This window comes from Nocardia sp. NPDC058058 (assembly GCF_042885355.1).
Taxonomy (GTDB): domain Bacteria; phylum Actinomycetota; class Actinomycetes; order Mycobacteriales; family Mycobacteriaceae; genus Nocardia.
In genome coordinates this window covers 1464183-1490187 of sequence record NZ_JBHVSA010000003.1, presented here as the reverse complement: position 1 = coordinate 1490187, position 26005 = coordinate 1464183, and the positions used below count along the sequence as shown (strand labels likewise).

Annotated in this window: 28 protein-coding genes; 16 read left to right on the top strand and 12 right to left on the bottom strand. The window is 66.2% G+C overall.

The features are described 5' to 3' along the window. Positions 1-113 precede the first annotated feature (113 nt). The gene (locus tag ACFVUS_RS30725; protein WP_387774248.1) at positions 114-332 is read right to left on the bottom strand and encodes a DUF397 domain-containing protein; all 219 of its coding nucleotides are present in this window, start codon (positions 330-332) and stop codon (positions 114-116) included. 429 nt (positions 333-761) lie between these two features. On the opposite strand from ACFVUS_RS30725, the gene ACFVUS_RS30720 reads away from it, so the two are divergent. After that, a complete protein-coding gene (locus tag ACFVUS_RS30720; protein ID WP_387774245.1) occupies positions 762-1430 on the top strand; it encodes an MspA family porin in 669 nt (222 codons plus the stop codon). A gap of 360 nt (positions 1431-1790) precedes the next feature. Here the strand turns inward: ACFVUS_RS30720 and ACFVUS_RS30715 are convergent, their stop codons facing one another. After that, positions 1791-2381, bottom strand: a complete 591-nt coding sequence (locus ACFVUS_RS30715) for a TetR/AcrR family transcriptional regulator (protein ID WP_387774242.1) — start codon at positions 2379-2381, stop codon at positions 1791-1793. Between the two features lie 156 nt (positions 2382-2537). Between ACFVUS_RS30715 and ACFVUS_RS30710 the strand changes: the two genes are divergently transcribed. Continuing rightward, complete coding sequence (locus ACFVUS_RS30710; protein ID WP_387774239.1) at positions 2538-4019, top strand: MDR family MFS transporter; 1482 nt, start codon at positions 2538-2540, stop codon at positions 4017-4019. 59 nt (positions 4020-4078) lie between these two features. Here ACFVUS_RS30710 and ACFVUS_RS30705 read toward each other — a convergent pair whose 3' ends face one another. Genes ACFVUS_RS30705 through ACFVUS_RS30685 form a run of 5 tightly spaced genes read right to left on the bottom strand, consistent with a single transcriptional unit; the run spans position 4079 to position 9686 of the window. Next, on the bottom strand, positions 4079-5347 hold the full coding sequence (locus tag ACFVUS_RS30705; RefSeq protein WP_387774236.1) for a cytochrome P450: 1269 nt from the start codon (positions 5345-5347) through the stop codon (positions 4079-4081). A gap of 53 nt (positions 5348-5400) precedes the next feature. Next, on the bottom strand, positions 5401-6180 hold the full coding sequence (locus ACFVUS_RS30700; protein WP_387774233.1) for an acetoacetate decarboxylase family protein: 780 nt from the start codon (positions 6178-6180) through the stop codon (positions 5401-5403). Between the two features lies 1 nt (position 6181). Further along, on the bottom strand, positions 6182-6982 hold the full coding sequence (locus tag ACFVUS_RS30695) for an SDR family NAD(P)-dependent oxidoreductase (protein WP_387774230.1): 801 nt from the start codon (positions 6980-6982) through the stop codon (positions 6182-6184). A gap of 17 nt (positions 6983-6999) precedes the next feature. Then, complete coding sequence (locus ACFVUS_RS30690) at positions 7000-8244, bottom strand: NADH:flavin oxidoreductase/NADH oxidase family protein (protein WP_387774227.1); 1245 nt, start codon at positions 8242-8244, stop codon at positions 7000-7002. Positions 8245-8279: 35 nt separating this feature from the next. After that, positions 8280-9686, bottom strand: a complete 1407-nt coding sequence (locus ACFVUS_RS30685) for a flavin-containing monooxygenase (RefSeq protein WP_387774224.1) — start codon at positions 9684-9686, stop codon at positions 8280-8282. Positions 9687-9808: 122 nt separating this feature from the next. Here ACFVUS_RS30685 and ACFVUS_RS30680 point away from each other — a divergent pair, with 122 nt between their 5' ends. The 4 genes from ACFVUS_RS30680 to ACFVUS_RS30665 all read left to right on the top strand — a co-directional run bounded on the left by ACFVUS_RS30680 (position 9809) and on the right by ACFVUS_RS30665 (position 14275). Then, entirely contained in the window at positions 9809-10438 is a 630-nt protein-coding gene (locus ACFVUS_RS30680; RefSeq protein ID WP_387774221.1) for a TetR/AcrR family transcriptional regulator, read from the top strand. Positions 10439-10724: 286 nt separating this feature from the next. Then, positions 10725-11738 carry an alpha/beta fold hydrolase gene (locus ACFVUS_RS30675; protein ID WP_387774218.1) on the top strand — a complete coding sequence of 338 codons (1014 nt, stop codon included), beginning with the start codon at positions 10725-10727 and terminating at the stop codon, positions 11736-11738. Between the two features lie 103 nt (positions 11739-11841). Beyond that, complete coding sequence (locus ACFVUS_RS30670; protein WP_387774215.1) at positions 11842-13626, top strand: amidohydrolase family protein; 1785 nt, start codon at positions 11842-11844, stop codon at positions 13624-13626. A 37-nt stretch (positions 13627-13663) separates the two neighbouring features. Next, positions 13664-14275 carry a TetR/AcrR family transcriptional regulator gene (locus tag ACFVUS_RS30665; RefSeq protein WP_387774212.1) on the top strand — a complete coding sequence of 204 codons (612 nt, stop codon included), beginning with the start codon at positions 13664-13666 and terminating at the stop codon, positions 14273-14275. Between the two features lie 24 nt (positions 14276-14299). Here the strand turns inward: ACFVUS_RS30665 and ACFVUS_RS30660 are convergent, their stop codons facing one another. Together ACFVUS_RS30660 and ACFVUS_RS30655 are read right to left on the bottom strand one after the other, a co-directional pair. Then, positions 14300-15277, bottom strand: a complete 978-nt coding sequence (locus ACFVUS_RS30660) for an alpha/beta hydrolase (protein WP_387774209.1) — start codon at positions 15275-15277, stop codon at positions 14300-14302. A gap of 429 nt (positions 15278-15706) precedes the next feature. Beyond that, positions 15707-16477, bottom strand: a complete 771-nt coding sequence (locus ACFVUS_RS30655) for an alpha/beta fold hydrolase (protein WP_387774206.1) — start codon at positions 16475-16477, stop codon at positions 15707-15709. 114 nt (positions 16478-16591) lie between these two features. On the opposite strand from ACFVUS_RS30655, the gene ACFVUS_RS30650 reads away from it, so the two are divergent. The 3 genes from ACFVUS_RS30650 to ACFVUS_RS30640 all read left to right on the top strand — a co-directional run bounded on the left by ACFVUS_RS30650 (position 16592) and on the right by ACFVUS_RS30640 (position 18074). Then, complete coding sequence (locus tag ACFVUS_RS30650) at positions 16592-17440, top strand: helix-turn-helix transcriptional regulator (protein ID WP_387774203.1); 849 nt, start codon at positions 16592-16594, stop codon at positions 17438-17440. A gap of 174 nt (positions 17441-17614) precedes the next feature. Continuing rightward, positions 17615-17770 carry a DUF6131 family protein gene (locus ACFVUS_RS30645; RefSeq protein WP_387774200.1) on the top strand — a complete coding sequence of 52 codons (156 nt, stop codon included), beginning with the start codon at positions 17615-17617 and terminating at the stop codon, positions 17768-17770. A 25-nt stretch (positions 17771-17795) separates the two neighbouring features. Then, a complete protein-coding gene (locus ACFVUS_RS30640; protein ID WP_387774197.1) occupies positions 17796-18074 on the top strand; it encodes a hypothetical protein in 279 nt (92 codons plus the stop codon). 54 nt (positions 18075-18128) lie between these two features. Here the strand turns inward: ACFVUS_RS30640 and ACFVUS_RS30635 are convergent, their stop codons facing one another. Both ACFVUS_RS30635 and ACFVUS_RS30630 read right to left on the bottom strand, forming a co-directional pair. Next, a complete protein-coding gene (locus tag ACFVUS_RS30635) occupies positions 18129-18515 on the bottom strand; it encodes a hypothetical protein (protein ID WP_387774195.1) in 387 nt (128 codons plus the stop codon). Between the two features lie 79 nt (positions 18516-18594). Further along, positions 18595-20097 (bottom strand): MFS transporter, encoded by a 1503-nt coding sequence (locus ACFVUS_RS30630; RefSeq protein ID WP_387774192.1) that lies wholly within the window; start codon positions 20095-20097, stop codon positions 18595-18597. A 90-nt stretch (positions 20098-20187) separates the two neighbouring features. Here ACFVUS_RS30630 and ACFVUS_RS30625 point away from each other — a divergent pair, with 90 nt between their 5' ends. From ACFVUS_RS30625 to ACFVUS_RS30595, 7 genes are all read left to right on the top strand, one after another. Then, positions 20188-20847, top strand: a complete 660-nt coding sequence (locus ACFVUS_RS30625) for a TetR/AcrR family transcriptional regulator (protein WP_387774189.1) — start codon at positions 20188-20190, stop codon at positions 20845-20847. A gap of 35 nt (positions 20848-20882) precedes the next feature. Beyond that, the gene (locus ACFVUS_RS30620; protein ID WP_387774186.1) at positions 20883-21179 is read left to right on the top strand and encodes a DUF427 domain-containing protein; all 297 of its coding nucleotides are present in this window, start codon (positions 20883-20885) and stop codon (positions 21177-21179) included. A 122-nt stretch (positions 21180-21301) separates the two neighbouring features. Continuing rightward, the gene (locus ACFVUS_RS30615) at positions 21302-21457 is read left to right on the top strand and encodes a DUF6131 family protein (RefSeq protein ID WP_387774183.1); all 156 of its coding nucleotides are present in this window, start codon (positions 21302-21304) and stop codon (positions 21455-21457) included. Positions 21458-21634: 177 nt separating this feature from the next. After that, positions 21635-22435, top strand: a complete 801-nt coding sequence (locus ACFVUS_RS30610) for a maleylpyruvate isomerase family mycothiol-dependent enzyme (protein WP_387774180.1) — start codon at positions 21635-21637, stop codon at positions 22433-22435. 102 nt (positions 22436-22537) lie between these two features. After that, positions 22538-22930 carry a YciI family protein gene (locus tag ACFVUS_RS30605; protein WP_387774177.1) on the top strand — a complete coding sequence of 131 codons (393 nt, stop codon included), beginning with the start codon at positions 22538-22540 and terminating at the stop codon, positions 22928-22930. Beyond that, positions 22927-24159 carry an RNA polymerase sigma factor gene (locus tag ACFVUS_RS30600; protein WP_387774174.1) on the top strand — a complete coding sequence of 411 codons (1233 nt, stop codon included), beginning with the start codon at positions 22927-22929 and terminating at the stop codon, positions 24157-24159. The genes ACFVUS_RS30605 and ACFVUS_RS30600 overlap by 4 nt, the downstream gene beginning before the upstream one ends. Before the next feature lie 255 nt (positions 24160-24414). Continuing rightward, positions 24415-25347: a hypothetical protein gene (locus ACFVUS_RS30595; protein ID WP_387774171.1), complete on the top strand. Its 933-nt coding sequence runs from the start codon at positions 24415-24417 to the stop codon at positions 25345-25347. A gap of 5 nt (positions 25348-25352) precedes the next feature. On the opposite strand, the gene ACFVUS_RS30590 is transcribed toward ACFVUS_RS30595, so the two are convergent. Beyond that, positions 25353-25811 (bottom strand): VOC family protein, encoded by a 459-nt coding sequence (locus ACFVUS_RS30590; protein ID WP_387774168.1) that lies wholly within the window; start codon positions 25809-25811, stop codon positions 25353-25355. Positions 25812-26005 lie beyond the last annotated feature (194 nt).

The following is a 26005-nucleotide window of genomic DNA, read 5'->3' as shown; positions in this document are numbered from 1 at the left end:
CACCCCTACCCCATCCCTATCTCTCTTTTCCCCGCGCCGGGGGGGGGGGGTGTGTTTTGGGGGGGGGGGGGGGGTGTTTCCGATGGTTGGGCGCCCCCCCACCACCGGGCTGATCAGTCGGCGAAATCGAATTCGCCGGCGCGCACACCCGAGGTGAATGCTCGCCATTCGGATTTCGTGAACCATAGCGTCGGGCTGTGCCGATCCTTGGAATCACGAACCGCGATGCGGCCCTCGTGGTAGGCGACCTCGACGCAGTCACCGTTGTAGCTGAACGTGCTCTTCGCGAACCGCGGACCTCGGCGTCCGCCGCGAATCATGTTGTGGCTCATAGCGTTTGTTCCTTCCCCCGGAGGGCCACTCCCCATGGCCCTGCTCCTTCATGACCTACGACGAACACAGTGCAATCCGAACCACCGTTAACGCAACCGAATTCATCCGGCCCCGCGCGCCGGCACCTCGAAATGCTCATGAAAATGACCTTACGACGACCCACCGACAAACTTCCGCGCCCCGAAAATCGCAGGTAGAACACCGTTCCCGGCCAACCCGCACACCGCTCCCCCGCGCCGCTTCGGCGCAGCCCGATGCGCGGACGCGGATATTCGGTCGTATGCCCGCACACATCTCATTAGGGTCAGGCGGTGGCCGAAACCGCCGGGATCGCACTTCCCGGCACTGGGAAGGAGTCGACACCGTTCATTGCGTATGCACTGTTAGCCTCGGCGAACTTGATCTTGTAGCTTGCCGATCGGACGAACATGGACCCGCTGGCCTCGCGCCACCCTCTAATCGAACGCGCGACGCCGTATTCGATTGTCCCGCTTGCCATTGCCGTGCTCTGGGCCGGAGCGTCCGCCACTGCCGCGGCCGATGAGGTGCCGAATCGAGCGCGGGTGGTGACCACCGAGGACGGGTGGGAGCTGCGGGTTACCAAAGCGGGCGAAACACTCGATCGGGTACCGAATCTCGCCGGATCCCCTTTCACCCGAGAGGGTTTCGTGACGGTCAAAGCCATCGTCGATATCGAGGGGGCGGGACTGGTGGCGGTGGACTCCGGCAGTCTCACCGTCGGCTATCAGGTCGGCTGCCAGATCGATGTCGGCAATGGGCTCTCGCTGGGGTCCTCGATGATGATGGGCCCGAATGTCGGGGTGTCGGTCGCGCCGGTGCCGGGGCTGAACGTCGGAGGCAGCGCGATGGTGCTGCCGAGCATCTCCACGACGCTGAAGCCGGGCACCATCACCTCGATCCCGTTCGGCACCAAAGCTCTTGCCGGAGCGCATGGTTCGATCGAGACGAGTGCGGTGCAGATCAAGATCGACGGGTGTCTCGGCCCGGTCAGCTTGCGCTCGTACGTGATCGCCAACATCTCCACCCGCACCGCGGACAGCTCGGTTGCCGTCTACGGCGATCCGATCCAGCTGTGAACGCCATGCGCGCACCCCATCTGGCGGCGATAACAGCCGCCATCGCATCGTTGGCAGCATTCTGCCTGCCGAGCGCGGCGCATGCGGAGCCGATCGTCGCGCCACCGACGTGCCGCCCGGTCGATGCGGGCACTCCGTGCGAATCCCAGCCCACGCCACCCCGACCGGTGGCTCCTCCGGCGAACGCGCCCGCACCACTACCCATGCCGCCGACCCCGCCACCGAACAAGCCCAGTACCAATCCTCCTGCGGCAGCGTTGATTCCACCGGCACCCGGCCCATCTCGCGGCAACCCCATCGTGCCCGCTCGCGGGTGATCGCAGTCGACCGCGAGCCCCACTCGTGGACGCGCACCGACTCTCAGTGCACGCCCAATGCCGGTAGTACCGCCCCGTCGATGTAGCGCTCGATGAAAGCCCGGTCCGGCTGGTGGTTTTCGATGGTGGCGTAGGCGATGACCGCTCCCACGACCATGTGCGTGGTGAAGTCGATAGCCGGGTTGTCCGGGGCCAGTTCTCCTCGGTCGATCGCCCGGTCGGTTGCGGCCCGGAAGGCGTGCACGGTCGGCTCGAAGATCAGTTCACGTAAGACCTGGTGTAGCAGTGGTTCTCGGCTGGCGGCCTCGTTCATACCGCGAAAGACGGCTTCGTCACGTTGATCTCCGGCGCCGCGAGCGGCCAGGGCGATCAGGTCGCCGCGCAGGCTGCCGGTGTCGAATTCGGCGCCCGGGACGGGGCCGATATGACGCAGGGCGCTTGCCACCAGTTCCGGCTTACCGCTCCACTGGCGGTACAGGGTCATCTTGCTGGTGCGGGCGCGGGCGGCGACGGCATCGATCGTGAGGGCCTCGTAGCCGACTTCCGCGAGTAGTTCCAGCACGGCGTCGTACAGCTCGCCGATGCGCTCGGGGGTCATCCGACTGCGCCGCAGGGCGGGTTCGGGTGCGGACATGTACCGGCGGTCCTTTCCTGCGAAACGGTTGCCTTCTTATCCAAGCATGACCGGCGGGCTTGGTGACTCTTCCTTGCCGGACGGTAGCGCATCGCTTAACTGTACGATATCGTATCGTACAGCGATGCTCCTTCCTCCAACCCGAACCGAGGAACCATGATCAAGCGCATTCCGTATAAGTGGCTCGTGGCCACGGCATTCGTATTCGGTCTGTTCATGGAACTGCTCGATATGACGGTGCTGAACACGGCACTGCCGACGCTGGGGCGAGAATTCAACGCGGATGCCGGAATGTTGCAGTGGCCGGTAACCGGATATCTGGTCAGCCTGGCGATCTTCATCCCGGCTTCGGGATGGGTCGCCGACAGATTCGGCGCCCGGCGCACCTTCGGGTTCGCGGTGGCGGTGTTCACCGCGGCCTCACTGATCGCGGGCCTGTCCACCTCACTCGAGATGCTCACCGCGGCGCGGTTCCTACAGGGCGTGGGCGGCGGCATGCTCACCCCCGTCGGCACGGCCATGCTGTTCCGGGCCTTCCCGGTCGGCGAGCGCGCGAAAGCCTCTGCGGTACTAGCCATTCCGGCAGCGGTGGCCCCGGCCCTGGGTCCGGTGATCGGCGGCTGGCTGGTCGACGCGGTCTCATGGCGGTGGATCTTCTTTCTCAATCTGCCCGTGGGTATCGTCGCGCTGGCGTTCGTCGTATTCGCCCTGCGCGATGACGATCAGGACGTGCGACCGGGATCATTCGATACCACCGGATTCGCGCTCGCCGGAACCGCGTTGGCCGGGCTGCTGTTCGGCCTCGACCGCGGGCCGACCGCGGGCTGGACCGATCCGATCACGTTGGCGGCGATAATCGGCGGCGCGATAGCCGCCGGAGCGCTGGTCCTTGTCGAGCTACGAAAGCGTGCACCGCTGCTGGACCTGCGACTGCTCCGCGATCGCCTGTTCCGGCTCGGCAACCTCATTACGCTGGCATCGGTCGGGGCGATGATGGGCGTGCTCTTCATGACTCCGCTGCTGCTACAGCAGGAACTCGGGTTGACCGCGACGCAATCGGGTCTGGTCACCGCATGCCAGGCGGTCGGCATGGTGCTGGCGATGCCGCTGGCGAGCAAGCTCTACACCGCGGTCGGACCTCGCGTCATGCTGGTGAGCGGACTGCTCATATCCGCGCTGGCGAACCTGGGTTTCCTTGCGGTGGATGCGGATACCTCGCTCTGGCTGATTCGGGGCATCATGCTCGTCTCCGGCGCCGCCATGGGGCTGGTGATGGTGCCCATGCAGGCGGTGACCTTCGCGACGATCACCAGCGAGGCGACCGCACGGGCCTCGGCGGTGTTCAGCACCACCCGTCAGATCGCCTCGGCGGCGGGCGTCGCGGCCTTGGCGAGCCTGCTGAGCATTCGATTGAGCGCGCGTCTGGGCGCACTGGCAGACAACGCCGACGCGGTGGCCAAGCACACCGCGGCTATCTCGGCCTATCACGATGCGTTCCTGGTGACCGCTGCGATGGCGTTGATCGGAATCGTTTTCGCGATGTTCGTGCGAGGTGTTCCCACCGAAACCCCCAGTGCCCCAGAGGCAGTCGAGTCCACGGAGGCCGATGCCATAGCTGCATCCGGTGCGGCCCGATGAGTCGGGGGCCCGAGCGGGTTGATTCCTTGCTCCGCCGACGCGGTCAGCCGACGGCAATCTCACCCAGGCGTGCGGATCGACGCGAAGTTCACGGGCAGTTTCGCCGGGCCGCGCAGGGTGACGTGTTCTCTATACGGTGGCGGATCGCAGGCCAGGTGGGGGTCGTGGACGCGGTGGGCGAAGCGGGTGAGGGCTACGGAGGCTTCGAGGCGGGCGAGCGGGGCGCCGAGGCAGAAGTGTTGTCCGAGGCCGAAAGCCAGGTGACGGTTGTCGCGGGCGGGGTCGAAGCGGTCCGGGTCCGCGAAGACGGCTGGGTCGCGGTTGGCCGCGGCCAGCAGCAGGACGACGAGGTCGCCCGCCGCTATGTCGATGCCGGGGAGTTCGATGGGTTCGCGTGCGATGCGCGGGACCAGCTGTACCGGCGGGTCGTAGCGCAGGCTCTCCTCGATCACCGATGCCGAAAATGCCGGGGCGGTGCGAAGAATGGATAGATGATGCCGGTGTCCGGGGCGCAGGAGGGTCAGGGCGGTGTTGGCGATCAGGTTGACGGTTGTCTCGTGACCCGCGATGAGCAGCAGTGCGCAGGTACTGATGACTTCGTCGCGGGTGAGCGCGTCACCGGATTCTTCGGCGACGATCAGGGCCGAGAGCAGGTCATCGCCCGGACAGGTGCGGCGAACACGCACGAGTTGTTCGAAGTAGTCGTGCAATTCGTTGTTCGCGGTGACCATATCGGCGGGATCGGGGCGGCCGGTGCCCGTGGCGGAGACCGGGTCCAGGGCGCGCGCCAGCAGCATCGACCAGCGGCGCAACCGGGGTTCGTCTTCCAAGGGAACGCCGAGCAGCTCACAGATCACCGTGATGGGTAATGGATAGGCCAGGTCCTCGACGAGGTCGATGTTGCCGCGCTCGGTGGCGCGGTCCAGCGCGGCGTCCGCGATCTCGGTGATGCGGGGTTCGAGCCCGCGCACCACGGCAGGGGTGAAGGCCTTGGCCACCAGTCGTCGCAGGCGGGTGTGGTCGGGTGCGTCGCGGAACAGCATCGACGCGGTCCCGGACAGCTCATCGGCCGACGGACCGGCGAGATCGTGAACCGGCGTGGGCCCCAAGGGAATCGAGGCGTGGTGGCGTTCGACGACAGCCGACTTATGCCGCAGTATCGTCGCGCAGTCGCGATGCGTGGACAGCACCGCGACCGGCAAATCGCCGAGCCGCACGGGTCCTTGTTCGCGGATGCGAGCGTAGAGCGGGTAGGGATCGACTCGTTGCGCCGGGTCCAGCAGTTGCGCGAAGAAGCCGGTGCCGGGTGCGGGGGTCGTGGCGGACATGATGCCTCCCGGGGAGGTCAGCCGTGCCGGAGCGGCGCGGTGGTTGGCGAAGCTCAGAGGACGCGGGGGCGCATGCGACTGGCGGTGAACAGCGGGGTGAGGGGGCGGATCGGGATGGGGGGCACCCATACGCCGAGTAGGTCGACGCGGTGCAGGCGCGCTGCTATCACGCGGCCGATGCCCATCTGATCGAGTGGATCTCGTTCGGAGCCATGGACTTCGAGGACGAGGTCCTCGATGCGGCGCACCTCGACCACGCTCTCGCGCGGTGTGAAGCCCACCAGCCAGGACGGGAACACGCCTGCGACGCCGACGACATTGCGGTGTGGGCGGGCCAGGATCGGCAGCGGGTCGGTGATGACCTCGCCGAGGCGTCCGCCCATGGTGAGCAGCTTATGCCCGCGGCGGGTGGCCGCGGCACGGATCTCGGTATCGGTGACGGTCCAGTCGATCTCGCCGAGTTTCTTCGGGTAGCCGAGTAGCTCGCGGCCGATGATCAGGGCCACGTCATCGTCGAGAATCATCCAGGGGCAATGGATTCCGGTGCCCTGCACGGTTTTTATGTGCACGAAGAGCCCGGCTTCGTGATAGCCCGGGGATTCGAAGTTGTTGTCCGGGAAGCAGGCGGTGAACAGGTCGGCGCGGGCCGGGTCGGCGAGTTGGACACCGGCGGGTAGCCACTGCTTCATGCGATCGGGGTCGACTTCGACTGTGGCACTGAAGTAATGGGCGTCGCGGTAGAGACTGCGGCGCGGATCGCCCAGTGCCAGCATGCGGCGGACATCTGTGCCGAGCGAACGGCCGATGGTGCGCATGGCGGGTTCCCAGGCCATCTCACTTCACCTTTCGATAGACGGTGCGCAAGATAGGTCCGACCAGCCCGCGCGGGGTGTACTGGCCGCCGATGGTCTGCACCTTCGCGAACACTCCGGGCACCACCCGGCGGCGACCGGCGGCCATGCCCGCGATCGCCTGCGCCGCAGCCTGTTCCGCACTCACCCACAGCGGACCGGGCACCATGCGATCCAGATTCGGGACCTCGGCCACCTCGGCGTATTCGGTGCGCACCGGACCGGGTGCGAGCAGCGTGCACTGCACGCCGGTGCCCGCGAGTTCACCGTGCAGCGACTCGGCCAGCGTGTTGGCGAATGCCTTGCTGGCGGCATAGGTGGCGTTGTTCGGGCCGGGCTGATTGCCCGCGGTGGATCCGGTGATCAGAATCGCGCCGGTGGCCCGGCGCACCATCCCGGGCAGTACCGCAACGGTGAGATCGTGCACCGCAACGGAATTCAACTCGACCTGTCGGCGCTCGCGGTCCGGGTCGGCGTGCGCGAGCTCGCCGTAGGTGGCGAATCCGGCGTTGTTGCACAGTACCGCGATATCGCGGTCGGAGAGTTCGGCGCACAGGTCGGCGCGCTCACGGCGGTCGGACAGGTCGACCGCGCGGATCTCGACCTGCACGCCGTGACGGGATGTCAGCTGGTCGGCCAACTCACGCAGCCGATCCGTCCGGCGAGCGATCAGTATCAGCGAATATCCGCGCTGGGCAAGCGATTCCGCGAGAGCGGCACCGATACCGGAGGAGGCTCCGGTGACAACGGCACGATTTTCCGGGGTGGGGTCGGGCAGGCTCATATCTCGGTCCTCGACAATCAGAATTGGGTCAGTGCGCGGGCGGTGACGGTCGTACCCGCCGCCAGCAGCGTGCGGATCGCTCCCGGCCCGCTCACCTGCTTCTCCCCCGCCGCGATACTGCGGAAATTAGCTGCGTGCCATGCGAGTTGGAGATAGGAATTGATCGGCGCGGCACCGGGCAGCGCGACACGTGGTGCGCGGGGCAGCGTCTGCGGCTCGGTCGTACCCGCGAGCAGGTCGGCCGCGATATCGGGGCGCACGGCGAATGGCCGCCCCAGGCCGATCACATCCACCGCGCCCTCGGCGAGCACGTCGTTCATGAAATCCAGGGTCCGGATGCCACCGGTGAGCATGAGCGGCAGGCTCGAACTCGTCCGGAGCTGCTGGGCGTAGCGCAGGAAGTACGCCTCCCGGTCGCGGGTGCTGTCCTGAACCACGCCGGTCATTGCCGGAGCCTCGTAATTGCCGCCGGAAATCTCGAGCAGGTCGATTCCGGCCTGTTCCAATGCGAATGCGACATCGAGGGATTCACTCTCCTCCAGCCCGCCGTGCTGGAAGTCGGCCGAGTTGAGCTTCACCGAGAGAACCGCATCCGATCCGATCGCTCCGCGCACATCCGCGACCACCTCGAGCAGGAGACGACGGCGGTTCTGCGGGCTCCCGCCATACCGGTCATCGCGCTGATTGGCGATCGGCGAGAGGAACTGCGAAAGCAGATAACCGTGTGCGGCGTGGACCTGCACACCGGAGAAGCCCGCCCGCACAGCGAGTTCCGCCGTACGTGCGAAACGCCGACGCAGATCGGCGATCTCGTCGAGGGTGAGCGCACGCGGTTTGCGCAGGTTGAACCCCACCGCCTGCGGGCGCAGCGCCGACGGTCCGACCGGACGGCGGTTCAGCGGGCCGACCGCGACTCGGCCGGGGTGGTTGATCTGCATCAGCATCGCCGCGCCCGCGCGGGATCCCGCACGGGCCCAATTGCTTACGGCCTCGAGGTGGCGGTCGTCCTCGAGGGTGACATTGCGCGGTTCGACATAGGCGCGGCGGTCAATCATGACGTTGCCGGTGACGAGCAGGCCCGCCCCGCCGCGACCCCACGCGCTGTACAGGCGGGTCAGCGTCTGACTCGGCGCGCCGTTGATCTCGCCGAGTTGTTCACTCATGGCGGCCTTCGCGAGCCGATTGGGCAGGGTCACGCCACAGGGCAGTGTCAATGGACTGCCGACGGCGACAGCGCGCGATGTGCGGTTCTCGGGAGGCATGGGCGGTACTCCTTGTCACGAAAGGGAATTCGATATCAGGCGATGCGATTCGCGACCGCGAGCAACGGCCGCAGCACGGCATCGGGAAGGCTGCGCGCTGGAGTCGATTCCATCGATTCCTGCTGCGGCTCTTCATCGTTGGCGTTCTCGCGGTCTGTCAGCGGAGGTTGCGACAGCAACGAGCGCAGTGTGGACAGCTGCGTCATGGTGCGCACCAGCCACCTGCCGCGCAGCGTCTCCCAGCGCAAATCCGGCCCACCCGCGAGGATTTCAGCGGAGGGCTTGGATACGCGGGAGTACAGGTCACCCAGCGGGGTGCGCAGACGCTGTTGCAGTAGGGCCGCCTCGGCGAGCAACCGTGACGAGTTCATCAGCAGCATGCCCGCTCCCGAGCGCGGCGCGACCAGACCGGCGAAGTACAGATTTGCCAGACCCGGGGCGAAGGTATGCGAGATCAGCCGCGGCTGACCGCCCTCCCATTCGAGCAATCCGTCGCGCAGAAACGGGAACGTGGTCTTGAACCCGGTCGCCCACACGATGGTGTCGTATTCACCGCTGGTCCCGTCGACGAAATGCACTGTGCGCCCGTCGAAACGCGCGATCTCCGGGCGCACGGCGATCCGGCCGTGTTTGAGGAAGTACGGGAGTTGCTGGTTGACCACCAGGTCCTGATCGAAGATCCGGTGCTGTGGCTTGTCCAGCCCGAAACTCTTGAAACTACCCATCCCGATCGCGACGATCGACCGGAAGACGGCCTCCTGCACCAGTTTCGGCACCGGCACCGAGCCGATGTCGAATGTGCCGCTCGGAATCCCGAGGACGTATTTCGGGATGAACCAGTAGCTGCGGCGCAGTGAGATCTCCGCGTTGCCGAAGGTGAGCGCGGCCTCCACTGCCAGATCGCATCCGGAATTCCCGGCCCCGACCACCAGTACACGCGCCCCATCCAGGTCGGCAGGACGCCGGTAGTTCTTGGAGTGAATCTGCTTGCCGGTGAATTCGCCCGGATACGACGGGATATGGACGTCCCAGTAGTGCCCGTTGGCGACCATGACACCGGCGTACTCACGCACCTCACCACCCGCGAATTCGACTCGCCAGCCCGCCAGACCCGAATCATCAAGCGGCGCAACGTCGGTCACCAGGGTGTCGAATTCGATGCGCCGGTCGAGCCCGAATTCGGCGGCGAACGCGCGCAGATAGTCGCGCATCTGGCCCGCGCTGGGGAAATCCGGATAGTCCGCGGGCATCGGATAGTCGGGATACTCGGTGACGCCCTTGGAACTGATCAGATACGTCGAGTCGTACACCCCGTGCGACCAGTTGCCCCCGACCGCGCCGGTGGCCTCGACATGGTCGTAGTCCAGGCCCAGATCGGCGCAGGCTTTCGCCACCGCCAACCCGGTGTAACCAGCACCGATGATGCAGTATCGGCGCGTCATTGCGACCTCCTCAAAAGCTACAGCTTCTGTAGCTACAGTGAGTGTAGTATTTGCTCGGACCCCGCCGGATGTCAAGACAGCGGGCATAACGAGAGGCGGCGACACCGATGGGAGACGGCAGCGTGACCGGAACCCCGGCACGACGAAGCAGGGTGTACGCCCCGCGCATGTCCCCCGAGGAACGCCGCGACCAACTCCTGGACGCCGTCCTGAAAATCATCGTCGAGCAGGGCGTGCACAAGGTCTCGATGGATACCGTGGCCCGCGAGGTGGGCGTCACCCGCCCGGTCGTCTACGGCATCTTCACCGACTCGGACGCCCTACTGCGCGCCTCGCTCGACCGCGAGACAGCCGCCGCGCTCGCACAACTCGAGCCGCTACTGTCCACACTCCAGGCATCGGCCGACCCGGGCGCGGCCATCCTGGAATACCTCGACGGCTTCCTCACCGCGGTGCTGGCCGCCCCCGACCGCTGGCGCGCCGCCTTCAGCCTGGTCGACAGCACCACCCCGAAGTTCCGCCGCCGCATAGAAAGACAGCGCAAAGCCGCCACCGACCTGTTCGAGAACTACCTGCGCCACTCCCCCGCCCCACCCGGCACCGACATCGAGATGACCGCGCGCGTCATCTTCACCCTCGCCTGGGAAGCCGGACGGATGCTGCTCTCCGAGCCCGAAATCTTCACCCGCCGAAGGCTTCTGGCCTTCGCGCGCACCATCATCGCGGAGCATTTCGACGCACCGGCGCGATAGACGAGCGCACGGCGGCTTCCACACCGCGCCGACGCTCCCCCGCAGCGTGCACCGGACTTGATGCCCCGAGCAGAAAACATTGATGTTTGTCACTTTTCGGTCCCCGCCGTAGCCGGGTTCACGCCGGTGGCAAGTCCACCGAAATGGCCCGTGACCACGTCGGGAAAGTCCTGGGCCGCACCACTCTTCATACAAATTGGCCCGATCGGGTCCGGTTGGCCGCGCTCGCGGAAGGCCGTACCTTACTCCTCGGTAAGTTCTGGATTACGTTCACCGAGGAGATTTCATGCCCCGCAATCAGCGCCGCAGATCCCTGCGGGCGGCCGTCTCGGCTGGACTGCTGACCGTCCTCGCTTCGGGGTTGCCGGTACCGGCGGCCGCCGCGGAACCCCTCGACCGGCCAGTCGAGTCCTCGGTCATTTCCGCCGACGGGACGATGATCTCGGTCAAGGAGTACGGTCCCGCGTACGACCAAGCGCCGACGGTCGTGCTCGTTCACGGGTGGCCGGACAACTCCGATGTCTGGAACAAGGTCATCCCGCTGCTCGCCGATCGCTATCACGTGGTGAACTACGATCCACGTGGTTCGGGGGCCAGCGATCATCCCGACGCGGTCTCCGATTACGAACTGCCCAAGCTGTCCCAGGACTTCGAGGCGGTGATCGACCGGACCGCCCCGGGCGTGAAAGTGCATGTCCTGGCGCATGATTGGGGTGCGATCCAGACCTGGGAGTCGGCCGCGCGTATCCCGGAGAAGTTCTCGTCGTTCACCTTCATCTCCGGCCCCAGCCTGGATCTGCTGTCGGGTTCGCTGCAACGGGAATTCGGGGACATCACCGCGTGGCCGGCGCTGTACTACCAGGCCCTCGCCTCTAGCTACGTGCCGTTCAACTATCTGCCCGCGCTGCCGGAGGCGTTCTGGAACTCTGGGCTCGGCGCGCAGTTGATGCAGGCCTATGTCGGCCTCGAAGGCGGGCAGCACGAGGCCTACAGTGGGCGCGACGGCGCGGCGCAGACAAACCTGTACCGCGCCAACATGTTCCAGCGACTGCTCCACCCCACCTACGACCATGTCGACGTCCCGGTCGTACAGCAGATCCGCCCGTCGATCGATCCCTTCGTCACCCCGGTCTACTTCAACGGGCTCGAGAACGCGGTGCCGTCGCTCTGGCGACGGACGGTCGGCGTCGGCCACTGGACCCCGCTCACCAATCCCTGGGCCGTGGCGCAGTACACCTCCGAGCTGATCGAGTTTCGCGAACACGGCGCGCCCGCACCGGCGGGCGCGGTCGTCAAATGACCTGACATTCGGGCCCGCGCTCGAATCCGTCCGCTAAAGATTGTGATCGATCACCATCTTTGTTACCGTCAGCATCGAAGCACCGACCGGGAGGCATGCCACCATGTTCGACACGATTGTGCGCAACGGACTTTGGTTCGACGGCACGGGAGCGCCGCCACAGCACCGCGACCTGGGGATTCGCGGTGGAATTGTGGAGGTCGTCTCGGAGGAACCCCTCGCTGCGGGGCCGGATACCGAGGTAATCGACGCTGCGGGCAAGTGGGTGTTGCCGGGGTTCGTGGACGTGCATACCCATTACGACGCGGAGGTGCTGGCGCAGCCGGGGTTGCCGGAATCGGTGCGGCACGGGGTGACGACGGTATTCATCGGGAATTGTTCGCTGTCAACGATTTTGGCGTCGAACGCCGATTGTGCGGACTTCTTCAGCCGGGTGGAGGCGGTGCCGCGCGACGCCGTGCACGAGGTGCTGGAGAAGCATCGGGACTGGCGCGGGCCGGGTGAGTATGTCGAGGCGGTGGAGCGGCTGCCGCTCGGGCCGAATGTGGCCGGGTTCCTGGGGCATTCGGATCTGCGCACCGCGGTGCTGGGTCTGGATCGGGCGGTGACTCGCGATACGAAACCGTCGGCGGCCGAAATCGACCGTATGCGAACGCTTTTGGAAGACGCGATCGATGCGGGCATGCTCGGCATGTCGTCGATGAGCAATACGCTCGACAAGATCGACGGGGAGATCTATCGGTCGCGGTCGCTGCCCTCGACGTATGCGCGGGGTAAGGAGTTTCGGGCGCTCAACGGGGTGCTGCGCCGTCGTCGCCGTATTCTGCAGAGTGCGCCGACCATCAATTTCCGGCCCAATGTGTGGAAGTACTTCGCCGCGAGCTCGGGGCTGTTCCGGCGGCCCGCGCTGCGGACTTCACTGTTGTCGGCGGCAGATTCCAAGGCCTATCCCCCGATCGTGTACTTCATGATGTATGCCGCGCCGCTGCTGAATCGGTTCGCGCGCACCGACTTCCGGTGGCAGCATCTGCCGGTGCCGTTCACCGTGTACGCGGACGGCATCGATCTGGTCGTGTTCGAGGAGTTCGGCGCGGGTGCGGCGGCGCTGCATCTCAAGGATGAGGTCGAGCGCAATGAACTGTTGCGCGACAAGGAATATCGGCGGCAGTTCCGCAAGGACTACGACAACAAGTTCACCCCGCGCATCTGGCATCGGAACTTCTTCGACGCCACCATCGTCGGATGCCCGGACGAGAGCGTGATCGGCAAGACCATCGGTCAGGTGGGCCGCGAACGCGGTCTGCACCCGGTCGACGCCTACCTGGACCTGGTCGTCGAGTACGGGCGGAAACTGCGCTGGCGCACCACGATTGCCAATGACCGGCCCAAGTACCTGGACAAGCTGGCCAACAATTCCGGGGTGCAGATGGGCTTCGGCGACGCGGGCGCGCACCTGCGCAATATGGCCTTCTACAACTATCACCTGCGGCTGCTCGAACGCGTCAAGTCCGCACAGGGTAAGCGCGCACCGTTCATGAGCGTGGAGCGCGCGGTACATCGGCTCACCGGCGAGCTGGCCGAGTGGTACGGGCTGGACGCGGGACGTCTGCGGCAGGGTGATCGCGCCGATCTGGTGATCATCGATCCGGCCGGGCTCGATCAGTCCGTGCATGGGCTGCATGAGAATCCGATGCCGGAATTCGGGCTGACCCGCATGGTCAACCGCAATGACGCCGCGGTGGTCGCGACGGTCATCAATGGCGTAACCGTCTATCGCGGTGGGGAATTCGCCACCGGCTTCGGAGCGGACTGGGGCACAGGACAGTTCCTGCGGACCGGTCAGCCCGCGCGTAAGCCTGCCGAGCGACGGCAACCGGTCGGTCGGTGAGTAGGCCGCTATGACGGCAACCCTAGGATCGGCGGCTATGAGCAGCCGCACACAGCGCGAACGGCGCGAGGCCACCATCGCCAAGCTGATCGACGCGGCGATGGTGACCATTGCCGAAAAGGGTTATGTCCGCGCCTCGGTCAAAACGATCGCGACCGAGGCGGGCATGTCCTACGGCGCGCTGTTCCGCCATTTCGAGACCACGACCGAGTTCATGATCGCGGTGGCGGAGGACGCGTTCCGGCGGCAGCTCGAAGCCTTCGACGCCCGGTTCCAGACCATCCCGGAATCCGAGCGCACCATCGAAACGGTGCTGCGGCTGCAATACGACATCGCGGGCAACAGCACCAATACCGTGATCTACGAATTGCAGCTCGCGGCGCGCACCGATGAGCAACTCAGGGCGGGGTTGCAGCCCGCCCTGGTCGCCTACGGCTCGAACATCCTGCAGCTCGCGCTGAAGGTCATCGATCCCCCGGAAGAGCTCGATCCGGCCGACTTCATGACCGCCGTCTTCATGATCAGCGATATGTTCGATGCCGAGCATCTGTTCCGCCATGTACGCCCGTTCCCGGAACTCACCGAGCGCCGAATTCAATTGCTCGCCACCATGATCGGCGCGCTGATCCCGGGCAGCAACGAGGGGTGACCCCGGCGGAAGACTGGTGGATCGTCAGTTGATCGGGCTGCCGACGGTACCGGCCAGGAACGGCCAGGACTGCTTCAGATCGTCTTCCCAGTAGCCCCAGGAATGGGTGCCGACCGGCCGATCATCAAATGTCACAGGGATATTCAGCTCGTGCAGGCGGTTCGCGAGATTCACCGTGCAGTAATGAATGGCGGCTTCGATCGGGCCGCCGAAGGTGAGTTGGACCGGGAGTGGGATCAAACCTTCGAGGACACGACGATCCGCCGGGGTGTCGTGCGGGGCCGCCGGGATTCCGGTGCCCGAGCTCAAATAGACGGCGGTGCCGCGCAAGCGTTCCGCGTTGACGAACGGATCGTTCGCACGCCACAGCGGGTTATCGGCAGGGCCCCACATGTTTTCGACGCTTTGGCCGCCGCCCCAGTTCTCCACCGTGATCCGCACGAATTCGTGGCCGATGGGATCCGAAGTCTGCGCGCAACCGCTGTAGGAGGCCACGCTGTTCCAGAATCCGGGTTTGGCGATCGCTAGATTCAACACCGATGTGCCGCTCATGGATACGCCGACGAGTGTGCGATTTCCATTGGCGGCCAGAAACTTCTCGATGACCGGGGGCAACTCCTCATTGAGGAAGCTCTGCCAGCGGTTATGGCCCAGCACCGCGTCATCGCGGATCCAGTCGGTGTAATAGGAATTGCTGCCGCCGAACGGCGTCACCACGTTGATGTCCTTGCCGCGCAGGAAGTTCACGACATCGGTTTGCGCATCCCAGCCGCTCTGATTCGGCCCGCCGCCGGAGCCGTTGAGCAGGTACATCGTCGGCCGTCCGGCGGCTGCCGCTCGGATGACCTGCACCGGAATCGCCCTGCTCATGGCGGGCGAATACACCATCACCGTCTGCTGCCGGTCGTTCACCTGCTCGACCGACACCACGCTCGCGCCTTCCGGATCGGCGGTCGCGGTCGTTATCGCACCGGCCGCACCGCCCGCTACCAGCGATATCACCAATAACGAACGCAGTATTGCCGTGGGTCTGAGTCGCCGTGTTCTCAATGTCGATCCTCTCGTGAGCTGTCATCAGGCACAGGTTGGAACGGCGGCGCGGACTGCTCTGCGAAAACAGAGCATGCTGCGACGGCATCACCAGAGGTTCGTCTTGCGCGGGCGCGCGGTTTGGTGTGGGCGGCCGAATGCCCCCGTTCAATGGGAAAGATCCATCGGGGTGCCTTGAACGGGGGCAACGTATTCCGGCGATTTCGACTCCGATGACCACCTCCTGCCGCTTGGATAGGGGTCAATTCCAGCATCGATGGACACTGGCGGATAAGGGCCCAAGGTCCGCGGGCGAAATGACGGTCCGCAGCCACAGCGGTGACTCTTCGCCTGCCGTTGTGCCCTTTCCAGCGGTGCCCGCGTCGGCACGTTCGCGGTCGCTCAGCCGAGGAAGTCGCCGACGAGCTTGGCCAGCTCGGCCGGTTGTTCGGCCATCACGATGTGGCCGCTCTCGATTTCCGCGTAGGTGGCATCGGGGATATCGGCGGCCACCTCGCGTGAGTACCGCGCGGAGATCAGTGCGTCGTCCGAGCATCCGATGACCAGGGTCGGGGCCTGAATCCGGGGCAGCTGATCGCGGACGTCCAGGCGGTTGGCCAGATCGATCTGGCGGATCCGGCCCGGCGCGAGCTGGTAGCCCGTCGCGTGTGCCGCCGCGACCACCGGAGCCAGGGAATCCAGGTAGCGGCGACTGAAGGCGATCAGCGCGGTGTAGCGCGGGAAAGCCTCGGCATCGCGGGCCAGATCGCGCCAGAGGGACAGGGCCTGGCGCAGGTATTCATCGCCCCGACCGGTCCAGCCCGAGACCAGCGCCAGACGGCGGACCAGTTCGGGGCGCTGCGCGGCGAGTGCGGCCACGACCGCACCGGCCATGGAATGGCCGACCACATCGGCCGGTCCCTCCCCCAGATCGGCGATGACCGCGGCGACCTGCTCGGCGAGCAGCTCGACGGTCAGTGCGCCGCCATCGTCCTGCACCGCGTCACTGCCCGAAAGATCGGGCAGCACAACCATTCTGGTTTCCGCGAAGGTCGCGGCCACCCCATCCCACACCTGCGAGCCCGGGCTGCCACCGTGCACCAGCACCAGGGGGCGACCCGCGCCCAGCACCCGATACCGAACCCGCGCCGCGCCCACCGTGATCTCTCGCATGACATCTCCCTTTTCGTCGAACCGCTTGCCTCACAAACGGTGCCAGCGCCACGAGCGAATGAGGAGCGGAGCACTTGCCCTAGGATCGGCAGTCCTAGGCAACGAGGAGGGACGATGGACAGGGTCAAACTGGCGGAGTTCCTGCGCCGTTCCCGCGAACGGCTCCGGCCCGAACAGGTCGATCTGGCCGCCGGATCGCGCCGCCGCACGCCCGGTCTGCGCCGCGAGGAATTGGCTCAATTGGCCGGGGTGTCAGCCGATTACGTGATGCGCCTGGAACAGGGCCGCAGTTCCCAGCCCTCACCCCAGGTGCTCGCCGCACTCGCCCGTGCGCTGCGGTTGTCCGAGGACGAACGCGATCACCTCTATCTGCTCGCGGGTCAGCGCCCGCCCGCCGCGGCACTGGCCGGGGACCGCGTCCGCCCCGCCCTGCTCTACCTGCTCGACCGCCTCGGTGACACCCCCGCCCAGCTCATCACCGACCTCGGCGATCTACTCGCCCAGAACGCGCTCGCCGACGCGCTGTTCGGATGCGTCTGCGAGATCGCCGAGCCGGACCGAAACATTGTGTGGCGCTGGTTCACCGACCCGCACATGCGCGCGCTCTACCCCGCCGCAGACCACGAACAGCTGGGCCGTGAACTCGTGGCGGACCTGCGCGCCGCCGCCGCACACCGCGGCCACGATCACCCCTCGACCGCATTGATCGAACGCCTCGAAGCGGCCAGCGACGAATTCGCCACCCAATGGCATCGGCACGAGGTCGCCCACCGCCGCGGCCACCGCGTACGCGTCCTACACCCCGCCGTAGGCCCCATAGAATTCGACTTCGAGATCCTGCACACCCGCGCCACCGACCAACTCCTGCGCCTGTTCACCCCGACACCGGACTCGGCAAGCATCGAGGCGCTGGGACGACTACGCGTGGAAGGCCCGAAAACCGCTCACCGCAGCCACCGGTAGCGAACGTTCGGCAGGGCTGCGGCGACCGCCTCGGGATGCTGCGGTCGGGCATGGCCAGTCACCCGAAGAGCCACACCCGGTGGCGGTTCCGAAATTTGCGGCGGTTTCCACGTTTGGGCGATCACATGCCGGGAACTGTCCCGCTGACATTTTCGCTCGCCCAAAGGAACTCACATGATCGCCCTGGGACTTGTTCTCCTGCTCGCCGGCATCCTCCTCGGGATTCCGATTCTCACGACCCTCGGCGTGATCCTCCTCGTCGTCGGCGCGGTCCTGATGCTGCTCGGCTCCACCGGCCGCGCGGTCGGCGGACGCCGCCATTACTACTGATCGCCGGTTACTCGAGGAGCATTCCATGCAATCTGCCGAATCCCGGCTGGCGGCCTCGGCCCTGGTCGCCGTGGAACTACTGCGCCGAACCGTCGAACACGAGACGGCGAGCAACTCCCGAGAGTTGCTCGCCGGCGACGGAAATGGACTGCGCCCCAGCCTGATCCGCCTCAGTGATGTCATGAACGATCTGCGAGTGCACTTCGATCTGAACCCCCAGGACATCGATCTGGATTTCCACGCGGATGTGCCGCCGAATCAGGCGCAGGAGCCACCGGAACCCGATCCGCGACCGGCTCAATGATTTTCGAGCGGCTCGACTGAAGCGAGGGACCACCCCCGTGCCCGACGGCGTGCGCTACACCCCGTCGGGCGCGGGGATGAAAAGGGCCTCGAACGGACCATTGCCTACTGCGACGGTGCTGTGACCACGCCCCTCGATATCGGCCGCCAGCACCAGATCCCCCGGACCGAATACCCGTTGGTCTCCGGCGCTGGTGGTCACCGCTATCGTGCCACGAATCATCACCACCCATTGGCGAGCCGGTGCTGGATGCGGCTCGCTGTCGAACCCGTCACTGCGCACGAATACCGAATTCCCCGAAGGCAATTCGCCGATCGCCATGGGTGCGACTCCGATCGCCACGGGCCGCGTATCGAGCGCTACCGAGTCGTCGACGAACTCCGAACCACCGTCCACGGACGTTTCGATTCGCGTGTAGCGCATGACCTCTGATTCGCTCATGGCGACGACTCTGCCGCAGCCACGCCATCCCTGCGATTCCCTCCAAGTAATGATCCGTTCAGGACATTTCAGTGGGGGGTCAGAGGCTGGTGGATACCGTGGCGAATTCGCCGGCGCCGGCCAGGGCGATGTCTTCTTCGACTTCGTGCTGGGTCAGCGGGCGGCCGGTGTTGCGGAGGCCGAAGGCGGCCAGCAGGGCTGCTACCGCGAAAAAGGCTGCGCCGGTGAGGAATGCGATGCGGTAGGCACTCTCGGCGGGGAGGACGATGGCGCCGCCGCCGGGGAGGGTGTGGCGCAGGGTGTCGCTGGTCAGGATGGTGACCACCAGGGCGCTGCCGATGGCGCCGCCGACGGTGCGCATGATCGAGTTGATGGAGTTGGCGATGCCGGTTTCCTGCGGGGCGACATTGGCGACCAGCAGGGCGGGCATGGCGGAGTAGGCGATTGCGATCGCGGCGTTCGCGATGACAAGTGCGACAATGACTTCCGCGCTGGTCGAGTGCAGAACCGCCAGGGCGGTCAGGGCGAACAGGCCGATGACGCTGGCGAGCAGCAGCACGTAGCGGGGGCCGATGCGGCCGACCAGACGGCCCGCGATCGGGCCCATCAAGACCGAGACCACCGCGCCGGGGAGCATGAACGCCACGCTGGTGCGGAGCACCGAAGCGTCGAATCCGAAGCCCGCCAACCCATGTGGGGTCGCGACGAAGTAGGTCGCGCCGAGGAACACGCTGAACATGGCGAAACCGACGCAGAAGCTGGCCAGGTTGGTCACCGCGACCGGGCGATGCGCCAGCAGCGAGGTCGCCACCAGGGGCTCACGCAGTTTGGATTGCAGCAGCAGGAATCCCGCGAGCACCACGACCGAGGCCACGAACAGGCCGATCACTTGCGCACTGCCCCAACCCCATTCGTGCCCCTGGGAGATCGGCAGCAGCAGGCAGACCAGGCCCAGGCCCAGCACTGCGGCACCGATGTAGTCGACGCGGCCGCCCTGGCCCGCGCGGCGCGGCAGGATGCGGAACGCCAGCACCAGCACCACGGCGGTCAGCACCACGCACAGCCAGAAGATGCGGCGGTAGTCCGCACCGCCCTGGGTCAGCAGGCCGGTAGCGACCAGTGCGACACCGCTGCCCACACCCAGGGTCGACGCGGTGACCGCGAGGGCTCCGGTCAGGCGCTCGGCCGGAAGTTCATGGCGTAGCACGCTGATCGCCAGCGGGAAGAGGCCGAAACTGGCTCCCTGCAACGCCCTTCCGACGATGAGCAGGTCGATGCTGGTCGCCGAGGCGGCCAACACGCTGCCCACCAGCGTCACGACCAATGTCGCCAGCACGACCGGCTTGTGGCCGTAGACATCGCCGAGGCGACCTAGCAGCGGGGTGAGCGCGGAGGCCGCCAGCATGGTCGCGGTCGTCACCCAGCCGACGGTCGTCGCCGAGACGCCGAGCTGGTGACCGATCTGCGGCAGCGCGGGCACGGGCAGAGTCTGAACCAGTGCCAGGAGAAACACGGTGCTGGCCATGGTCAGCACGATCGCGGTCGGCGACGCGGTACGCCGAAGCTCGAGCGGGGAGGTCATTGCCGGTACCCTACGCTGGAATCGACATAGTGTCGATTATGATGGACGCCACGTCCAGTATCGATAGGCAAATCGCTCTATGGTGTGGCCATGGCGCAGAAGGGCGGACCCACGGTGAACCAGGTCCGAGACACGACCGAGGCGGTGCGACGCCGCGGCACCCTGTCCAAGGGTGATCAGCGCGAGGCCCAGATCCTGGACGCGACTCGCGAACTGCTCGCGAACAAGCCGATGGCCAAACTGACCATCGACGACATCACCGGCGCCACCGGCATCTCCCGCACGAGTTTCTACTTCTACTTCCCGTCCAAACAGGCCGTGCTCGCGCGCCTGATGGAGGATGTGAGCGACCGCTACGCCGAGACCCACGTCTGGCTGCCGTCCACCGGCCCGCAGCGCGAGCTGCTGCACACCCAGCTCACCGGGGCCGCGCAGATCTGGCACGACAACAGCAAGATCATGGTCTGCTCATTGGAGGGGTACGACAGCAGCTATCCGCCGCTGCAGGAATTCCTGCTGAGCATGCAAACCCGATTCACCAGCGCACTCGCCGCCAAGATCGATCGCGACCGCGCGGCGGGCCTCGCTCCCACGGGAATCGATTCGGCGACCCTGGCTGCCTTGGTCACCCTCATGCGAGATGGGCGACTCTCGCAATTGTCCGCGGCGCCGCGCACCGATGTGGTGCACGGTATCGACGATCTCACCGAGGCGATCCTGCGCCTGATCTACGGCCGACTCGATTCCTGACGCCGAACCGCCTGCGCCGCTGGCACAATCGCGGTATGGCACATGCGACGGCAACCGTGAACGGCGTCATCATCGCCGAGACCGACGACTACGAGACGGTCGAGGGCAATATCTACTTCCCGCCCGCTGCGATCAAGCAGGAGTACTTCACACCCACCGACACGCACACGGTGTGCGGATGGAAAGGCACCGCAAGCTATTACACCGTCGATATCGGCGACGGCAACCCGCTGAGCGACGCTGCCTGGTACTACCCCGAACCGATGGATGCCGCGGCAAACATCAAGGGCTACATCGCTTTCTACGCGAACAAGGTCGATATCAGCGCGTAGCGACCGGGCGTCGATCGGGATTGTCTGCCCGCCAACGGGTTCGAGATCGAACATCTGTTGTTTGGACAACGGTCAACCGGGAATAGCGGTTTCGACAAGTCCGCTCAACCGAAGGACCTCCAATGATCGCCCTCGGGCTCATCCTCCTGATCGCCGGCATTCTGATCGGCATCCCCATCCTGACCACCCTCGGCGTCATCCTGCTCGTCGTCGGAGCGGTCCTGGCACTGCTCGGCGCGACCGGTCGCGCTGTCGGCGGGCGCAGCCACTACTACTGATCGACCGTGAGAAACGGCCGGGGCCGTGAGCGTTTACGCGCTCACGGCCCCGGCCGTGTCACCGACCGAAGGAGCGGCGAATGTCGCCCTGGGCACGGGCGCTGGCGCGCCACCGATGAATTCGACCGATGCGGCCGGTCATAACCCACGCGACGAATTCACGAAAGGATGCTCAGCATGAGCGAATCGAACGCCGAAAACGCCAGGCGGGCAATCGTCGAACACACCCGGCGACTCGCGGAATCAGCGGCCGCCGCCGGACCCGACGCCGCCGTGCCGACCGCTCCCGAATGGACCGTCTCCGATCTGGTCCGACACGTGGGCCAAACCCAGCACTGGGTCGCGGAGATCATCGAGCGGCGCATCACCGACCCCACCCAATTGCCCGGGGAGATGGCCGTTCTCCCCGCTGATCCGCACCGGTGGCCGCAGTGGCTGGCCGAGTCCGCGCAACGGGTCGCGGACGCGTGCTCGGACGACGCGCTCGACGCGCCGGTGTTCAATCCCGCCGGGGACGAGCGGTCCGGGACGCGATTCTGGCTCGCCGGCATGCTGAACGAATCGGTCGTGCACGGGGTCGATGCCGCCAACGCCGCGAAGCGAACGGTCGATATCGACCCCGCTATCGCGGCCGCGCTCATCGGCAACCACTTCGCGATGCTCACCTCCCCCACCTGGGAGCTGCAGCGGGCCGCGTCCGCGCACGCCATTCGCGGCACCGGGCAACGATTGCAGTGGGCGGCAACCGATCTCACCGGTGACGCGGGCGGCTGGTTCGTCGAACGGCAACCCGGCGGCGCGAGCTGGCTGCCCGGAATCCGGCCCGCCGATGTCACGGTGAGTGGCCCGGCGCAATCGCTGCTGCTGATCTTGACCCGGCGACTCCCGCTCACCGACCGCGACACCGGCATCACCGTCGAAGGCGACACCGGACTCGCTCAGCACTGGCTCGACAACACCGCTCACGTCAGCGGATGACTGCACTGTTTTTTTCGCGGCGGATGTCGACACGGCGGGATCGGCTCCGACGTTCGGGTGAGGATGGGTCATTCGGGCGCATCCGTGATCGAAGGAGCCGTGATGAAGTACGTGATCTTGATCCATTCGAATCCGCAGCCGTGGGGCCATCCGACGGGTGATTACCTGCCCGAGTACCAGGCGATGACTCAGGAAGAGCGCGATCGGATGACCTCCGATTTCGAGAACCTGCTCGGTGAGATGCAGGCGAAGGGTGAGTTGCTGACCGGGGAGGCGTTGGGAGCGCCCGAGTCATCGCGGCTGTACCGGTGGGCCGATGAGAAGCCACTGGTGACCGATGGGCCGTATTCGGAGGCCAAGGAACATCTGGCCGGGTTCTTCCTTATCGACGTGGAAAACCACGCCCGCGCGGAGGAGATCGCCGCGCGGTTCGCCGGGCCGGGCGAAACCATCGAACTGCGGCCCGCGATGTGGCCGGGCGGCGACGACCAGTGAGCGACCGGGTGGTCGAGGAGGTGTGGCGGCGCGAGTCGCCACACGTCCTCGCCGCCCTGCTGCGCAGACACGGCGACCTCGGGGATTGCGAGGATGCCGCGCAGGACGCGGCGGAGGCGGCGGCGGTGCAGTGGGATCGCGACGGTGTGCCCGCCAATCCGCGGGGCTGGCTGATCACCGTGGCATCGCGGCGATTGATCGACCGATCGCGAGCCGACCGGGCACGTGCCGGACGCGAAGAGGCGGTGGCGGTCGCGCAGTCCCGCGTCCCGTCGACGGATCCGACGACAACCGGCGACCACGACGACATGCTGCGACTGTTCGTACTGTGCTGCCACCCGAGTCTGAGCCGCTCATCGCAAGTCGCGTTGACCCTGCACGCGGTCGGCGGTCTGGGAACCGGCGAGATCGCGGCCGCCTACCTCGTTCCGGAACGCACCATGGCGCAGCGCCTGAGCCGGGCTCGATCGACGCTGCGGTCGGCGGGTGCGGTGTTCGAGCTCCCGAATCGAACGGACCTGCCCGCACGTATCGCGGCCGTGCTCGACGTGTGCCATCTGATGTTCACCGAAGGACACACCCGTTCGACGGGCGGCGCACTCATGGATCGCGGCCTGACCGAAGAGGCGATCCGACTCACCCGCCAATTGCATTGTGCGATACCGGATCACGACGAGGTCGCGGGTGCTCTCGCGCTGATGCTGCTCACTCACGCCCGGGCGGCGACGCGCACCGAGGATGGCGATCTGGTTCCGCTGGCCGAACAGAACCGTGCCCGGTGGGATCGGGATCTGATCGCGGAAGGCGTCGCCATCTTGGAGCGAGTCCTGCCACGCGGTCATGTGGGCCGGTTTCAGTTGCAGGCCGCGATCGCCGCGGTGCACGCGGAGTCCTCCGCGTGGGAGGACACCGACTGGCGGCAGATCTGCGTCCTCTACGCCATGCTGGATCACCTCGCGCCCAGTTGGGTCGTGACTCTGAATCGCGCCGTCGCCGTCGGTATGGCCTTCGGTCCACGCCGGGGCTTGGAGTTGATCGCACCGCTGCTGGACAACCCGTCGGTACAGCGTCATCACCGCACCCACGCGGTACGCGCGCACCTGCTGGAGATGACCGGTGATCGCACCGCCGCCATCGAAAGCTACCTGCGGGCCGCACAACTCACCGCGAGCATCCCCGAACAGCGGTACCTCAACGATCGCGCGCACCGACTCACTCACGCGGGTTAGACGCGCGACAAACCCGGCTCGCAATCTCCCGAGCGGTCCATCCATCGCTGGTTGAGCAGCATGAGGATCCGTCGCGCGAGACCCGCCGGACTCGGACCGACCAGGCGGTTCAAAATTGTCGAGATATGTTCTGCGCGAGCGGTTTTCAGGTGATAAGCAAGCTCCCGAACTACACTGATTTCCTCGGACGCACAATGCCGTCGTCGCATTGCTCGACTTCAACCGCTCCAGCGCAGAAAGCCGCGGTGAGTTCCGATGTCACCTCTATCCCGCCCGCAGCCCGATACTCGACTCTGGTCCTCGGGCACGGCCCAGCCCGGCGCTTGGGCCGACCAGGCGCCGGTTCCCGGCGCGACTTCGCCGACCGCTCCGGCGCTCGCGGTGTTCCAGCATCGCCTGCACCTGGCCTGGCGTGCGGAGGACAGCACCGACAGCATGTGGTTCACCGATACCGTCGATGGCGCGGGCTCACCGTGGAACCTGCCCTATGTCGGCACGTCCGATCGGCCCGCACTGTCCGCCCTGTTCGTCGCCGGCACCGAAACGCTCTACCTGGCATGGAAGGGGCAGCAGCACGACCAGAGCATTTACTGGTCCACCTCCGCCGACGGCCACAAGTGGGAGGACCAGCAGATCCTGGGCGGGGCCGAGACGTCACGCGGGCCGAGCCTGATCGTGTTTCGCGATGTCCTGCAAGCCTTTTGGCGCGGCGGCGAGCACCTGATCACCTCGAATCAGAATCTCTACAGCGCCGTGCACGGCGACACCGGCTGGAGCGCACCCATCGGTCTGCCCGGTATGGCGTCGGCGGAGAGCCCCGCGCTCGCCGTGCTGGGCGATACCCTCTATCTCGCGCACCGCGGCACCAAGGCAATGCTCGACGATGACAAGTGGATTCGCCTGTGGAGCACCACCAATGGCGTGTCGTGGACGTCGCGGGCCAATCCCGCCGATGCCTATTCCGATCTCGCGCCCGCGCTCGCCGCCCACGACGGTCGCCTGCACCTGGCGTGGAAATCCGCCAGCGGACCGGAGATCTGGTACTCCGCATTCGATGGTGACCACACCTGGCAGCCGCCTACCCGGGCGGCCGCGTTCGAAACCGCTTGCAGCCCAGCGCTGTGTTCATTCCGCCCATCGGTGGGCGAGAACGAACTCCATCTGGCATGGCGTGGTTCCACCCTGTGAGCTCATCACGCCCCTGACTCGGGTGGGGTGCGCGACAGCCACGGCGTCCAATCGCCCGAGGCATCCGTGGTTTGCCCCACTTCGATCAGGTAGCCGTCGGGATCACGTATGTAGCAACGGATTTCGGATTCGTGCTGCTTCGGCGGGGTGAGGAAGTGAGCGCCCCGCGCGCTCCATTCGGTGTACGCGGCCTGGATGTCCTCGACCCGGAGATTGAGGAAGCTGCTGACCCGATCGGGATCGCGCGGGGTCTCCAGGACAACCGTGGGCTTGTCATCGGTCGGACCGCCGCCGACATTGATGATGACGAAGGTATTGGCGAGTGCGACATAGACTGGTCCGCCGGAGAAGACCACCGTGCCGCCGAGCACCTCGGTGTAGAAGCGCTGCGAGCGCTCGACGTCGTCCGAGACGATGAAATGGGCTGCCACCATCCCGAATCCGTGCTGTGCGCGTTCGGCCACCTGACACCTCCGCTGGTTGGGGCTCGTATCCCGTCGCCGTCGGAGAGCTCGAATTACGCACCGGCCGAACGGTTCCGACCATCGTAATGCGCTCGACCCGCTGTCCTGGGCGCGACGCTCGCGGATTCCGTTCATCGAATCCGGCGGACGACGGTGATCGCCCGGTACTGTCGTTCGAGATCGATGAGACGGGC

Excerpts from the sequence above, each read along its gene's own strand:
- ACFVUS_RS30725 (WP_387774248.1), bottom strand. The coding sequence starts at position 332 with ATGAGCCACAACATGATTCGCGGCGGACGCCGAGGTCCGCGGTTCGCG.
- ACFVUS_RS30720 (WP_387774245.1), top strand. The coding sequence starts at position 762 with ATGGACCCGCTGGCCTCGCGCCACCCTCTAATCGAACGCGCGACGCCG.
- ACFVUS_RS30715 (WP_387774242.1), bottom strand. The coding sequence starts at position 2,381 with ATGTCCGCACCCGAACCCGCCCTGCGGCGCAGTCGGATGACCCCCGAG.
- ACFVUS_RS30710 (WP_387774239.1), top strand. The coding sequence starts at position 2,538 with ATGATCAAGCGCATTCCGTATAAGTGGCTCGTGGCCACGGCATTCGTA.
- ACFVUS_RS30705 (WP_387774236.1), bottom strand. The coding sequence starts at position 5,347 with ATGTCCGCCACGACCCCCGCACCCGGCACCGGCTTCTTCGCGCAACTG.
- ACFVUS_RS30700 (WP_387774233.1), bottom strand. The coding sequence starts at position 6,180 with ATGGCCTGGGAACCCGCCATGCGCACCATCGGCCGTTCGCTCGGCACA.
- ACFVUS_RS30695 (WP_387774230.1), bottom strand. The coding sequence starts at position 6,982 with ATGAGCCTGCCCGACCCCACCCCGGAAAATCGTGCCGTTGTCACCGGA.
- ACFVUS_RS30690 (WP_387774227.1), bottom strand. The coding sequence starts at position 8,244 with ATGCCTCCCGAGAACCGCACATCGCGCGCTGTCGCCGTCGGCAGTCCA.
- ACFVUS_RS30685 (WP_387774224.1), bottom strand. The coding sequence starts at position 9,686 with ATGACGCGCCGATACTGCATCATCGGTGCTGGTTACACCGGGTTGGCG.
- ACFVUS_RS30675 (WP_387774218.1), top strand. The coding sequence starts at position 10,725 with ATGCCCCGCAATCAGCGCCGCAGATCCCTGCGGGCGGCCGTCTCGGCT.
- ACFVUS_RS30670 (WP_387774215.1), top strand. The coding sequence starts at position 11,842 with ATGTTCGACACGATTGTGCGCAACGGACTTTGGTTCGACGGCACGGGA.
- ACFVUS_RS30665 (WP_387774212.1), top strand. The coding sequence starts at position 13,664 with ATGAGCAGCCGCACACAGCGCGAACGGCGCGAGGCCACCATCGCCAAG.
- ACFVUS_RS30655 (WP_387774206.1), bottom strand. The coding sequence starts at position 16,477 with ATGCGAGAGATCACGGTGGGCGCGGCGCGGGTTCGGTATCGGGTGCTG.
- ACFVUS_RS30650 (WP_387774203.1), top strand. The coding sequence starts at position 16,592 with ATGGACAGGGTCAAACTGGCGGAGTTCCTGCGCCGTTCCCGCGAACGG.
- ACFVUS_RS30645 (WP_387774200.1), top strand. The coding sequence starts at position 17,615 with ATGATCGCCCTGGGACTTGTTCTCCTGCTCGCCGGCATCCTCCTCGGG.
- ACFVUS_RS30640 (WP_387774197.1), top strand. The coding sequence starts at position 17,796 with ATGCAATCTGCCGAATCCCGGCTGGCGGCCTCGGCCCTGGTCGCCGTG.
- ACFVUS_RS30635 (WP_387774195.1), bottom strand. The coding sequence starts at position 18,515 with ATGAGCGAATCAGAGGTCATGCGCTACACGCGAATCGAAACGTCCGTG.
- ACFVUS_RS30630 (WP_387774192.1), bottom strand. The coding sequence starts at position 20,097 with ATGACCTCCCCGCTCGAGCTTCGGCGTACCGCGTCGCCGACCGCGATC.
- ACFVUS_RS30625 (WP_387774189.1), top strand. The coding sequence starts at position 20,188 with ATGGCGCAGAAGGGCGGACCCACGGTGAACCAGGTCCGAGACACGACC.
- ACFVUS_RS30620 (WP_387774186.1), top strand. The coding sequence starts at position 20,883 with ATGGCACATGCGACGGCAACCGTGAACGGCGTCATCATCGCCGAGACC.
- ACFVUS_RS30615 (WP_387774183.1), top strand. The coding sequence starts at position 21,302 with ATGATCGCCCTCGGGCTCATCCTCCTGATCGCCGGCATTCTGATCGGC.
- ACFVUS_RS30610 (WP_387774180.1), top strand. The coding sequence starts at position 21,635 with ATGAGCGAATCGAACGCCGAAAACGCCAGGCGGGCAATCGTCGAACAC.
- ACFVUS_RS30605 (WP_387774177.1), top strand. The coding sequence starts at position 22,538 with ATGAAGTACGTGATCTTGATCCATTCGAATCCGCAGCCGTGGGGCCAT.
- ACFVUS_RS30595 (WP_387774171.1), top strand. The coding sequence starts at position 24,415 with ATGTCACCTCTATCCCGCCCGCAGCCCGATACTCGACTCTGGTCCTCG.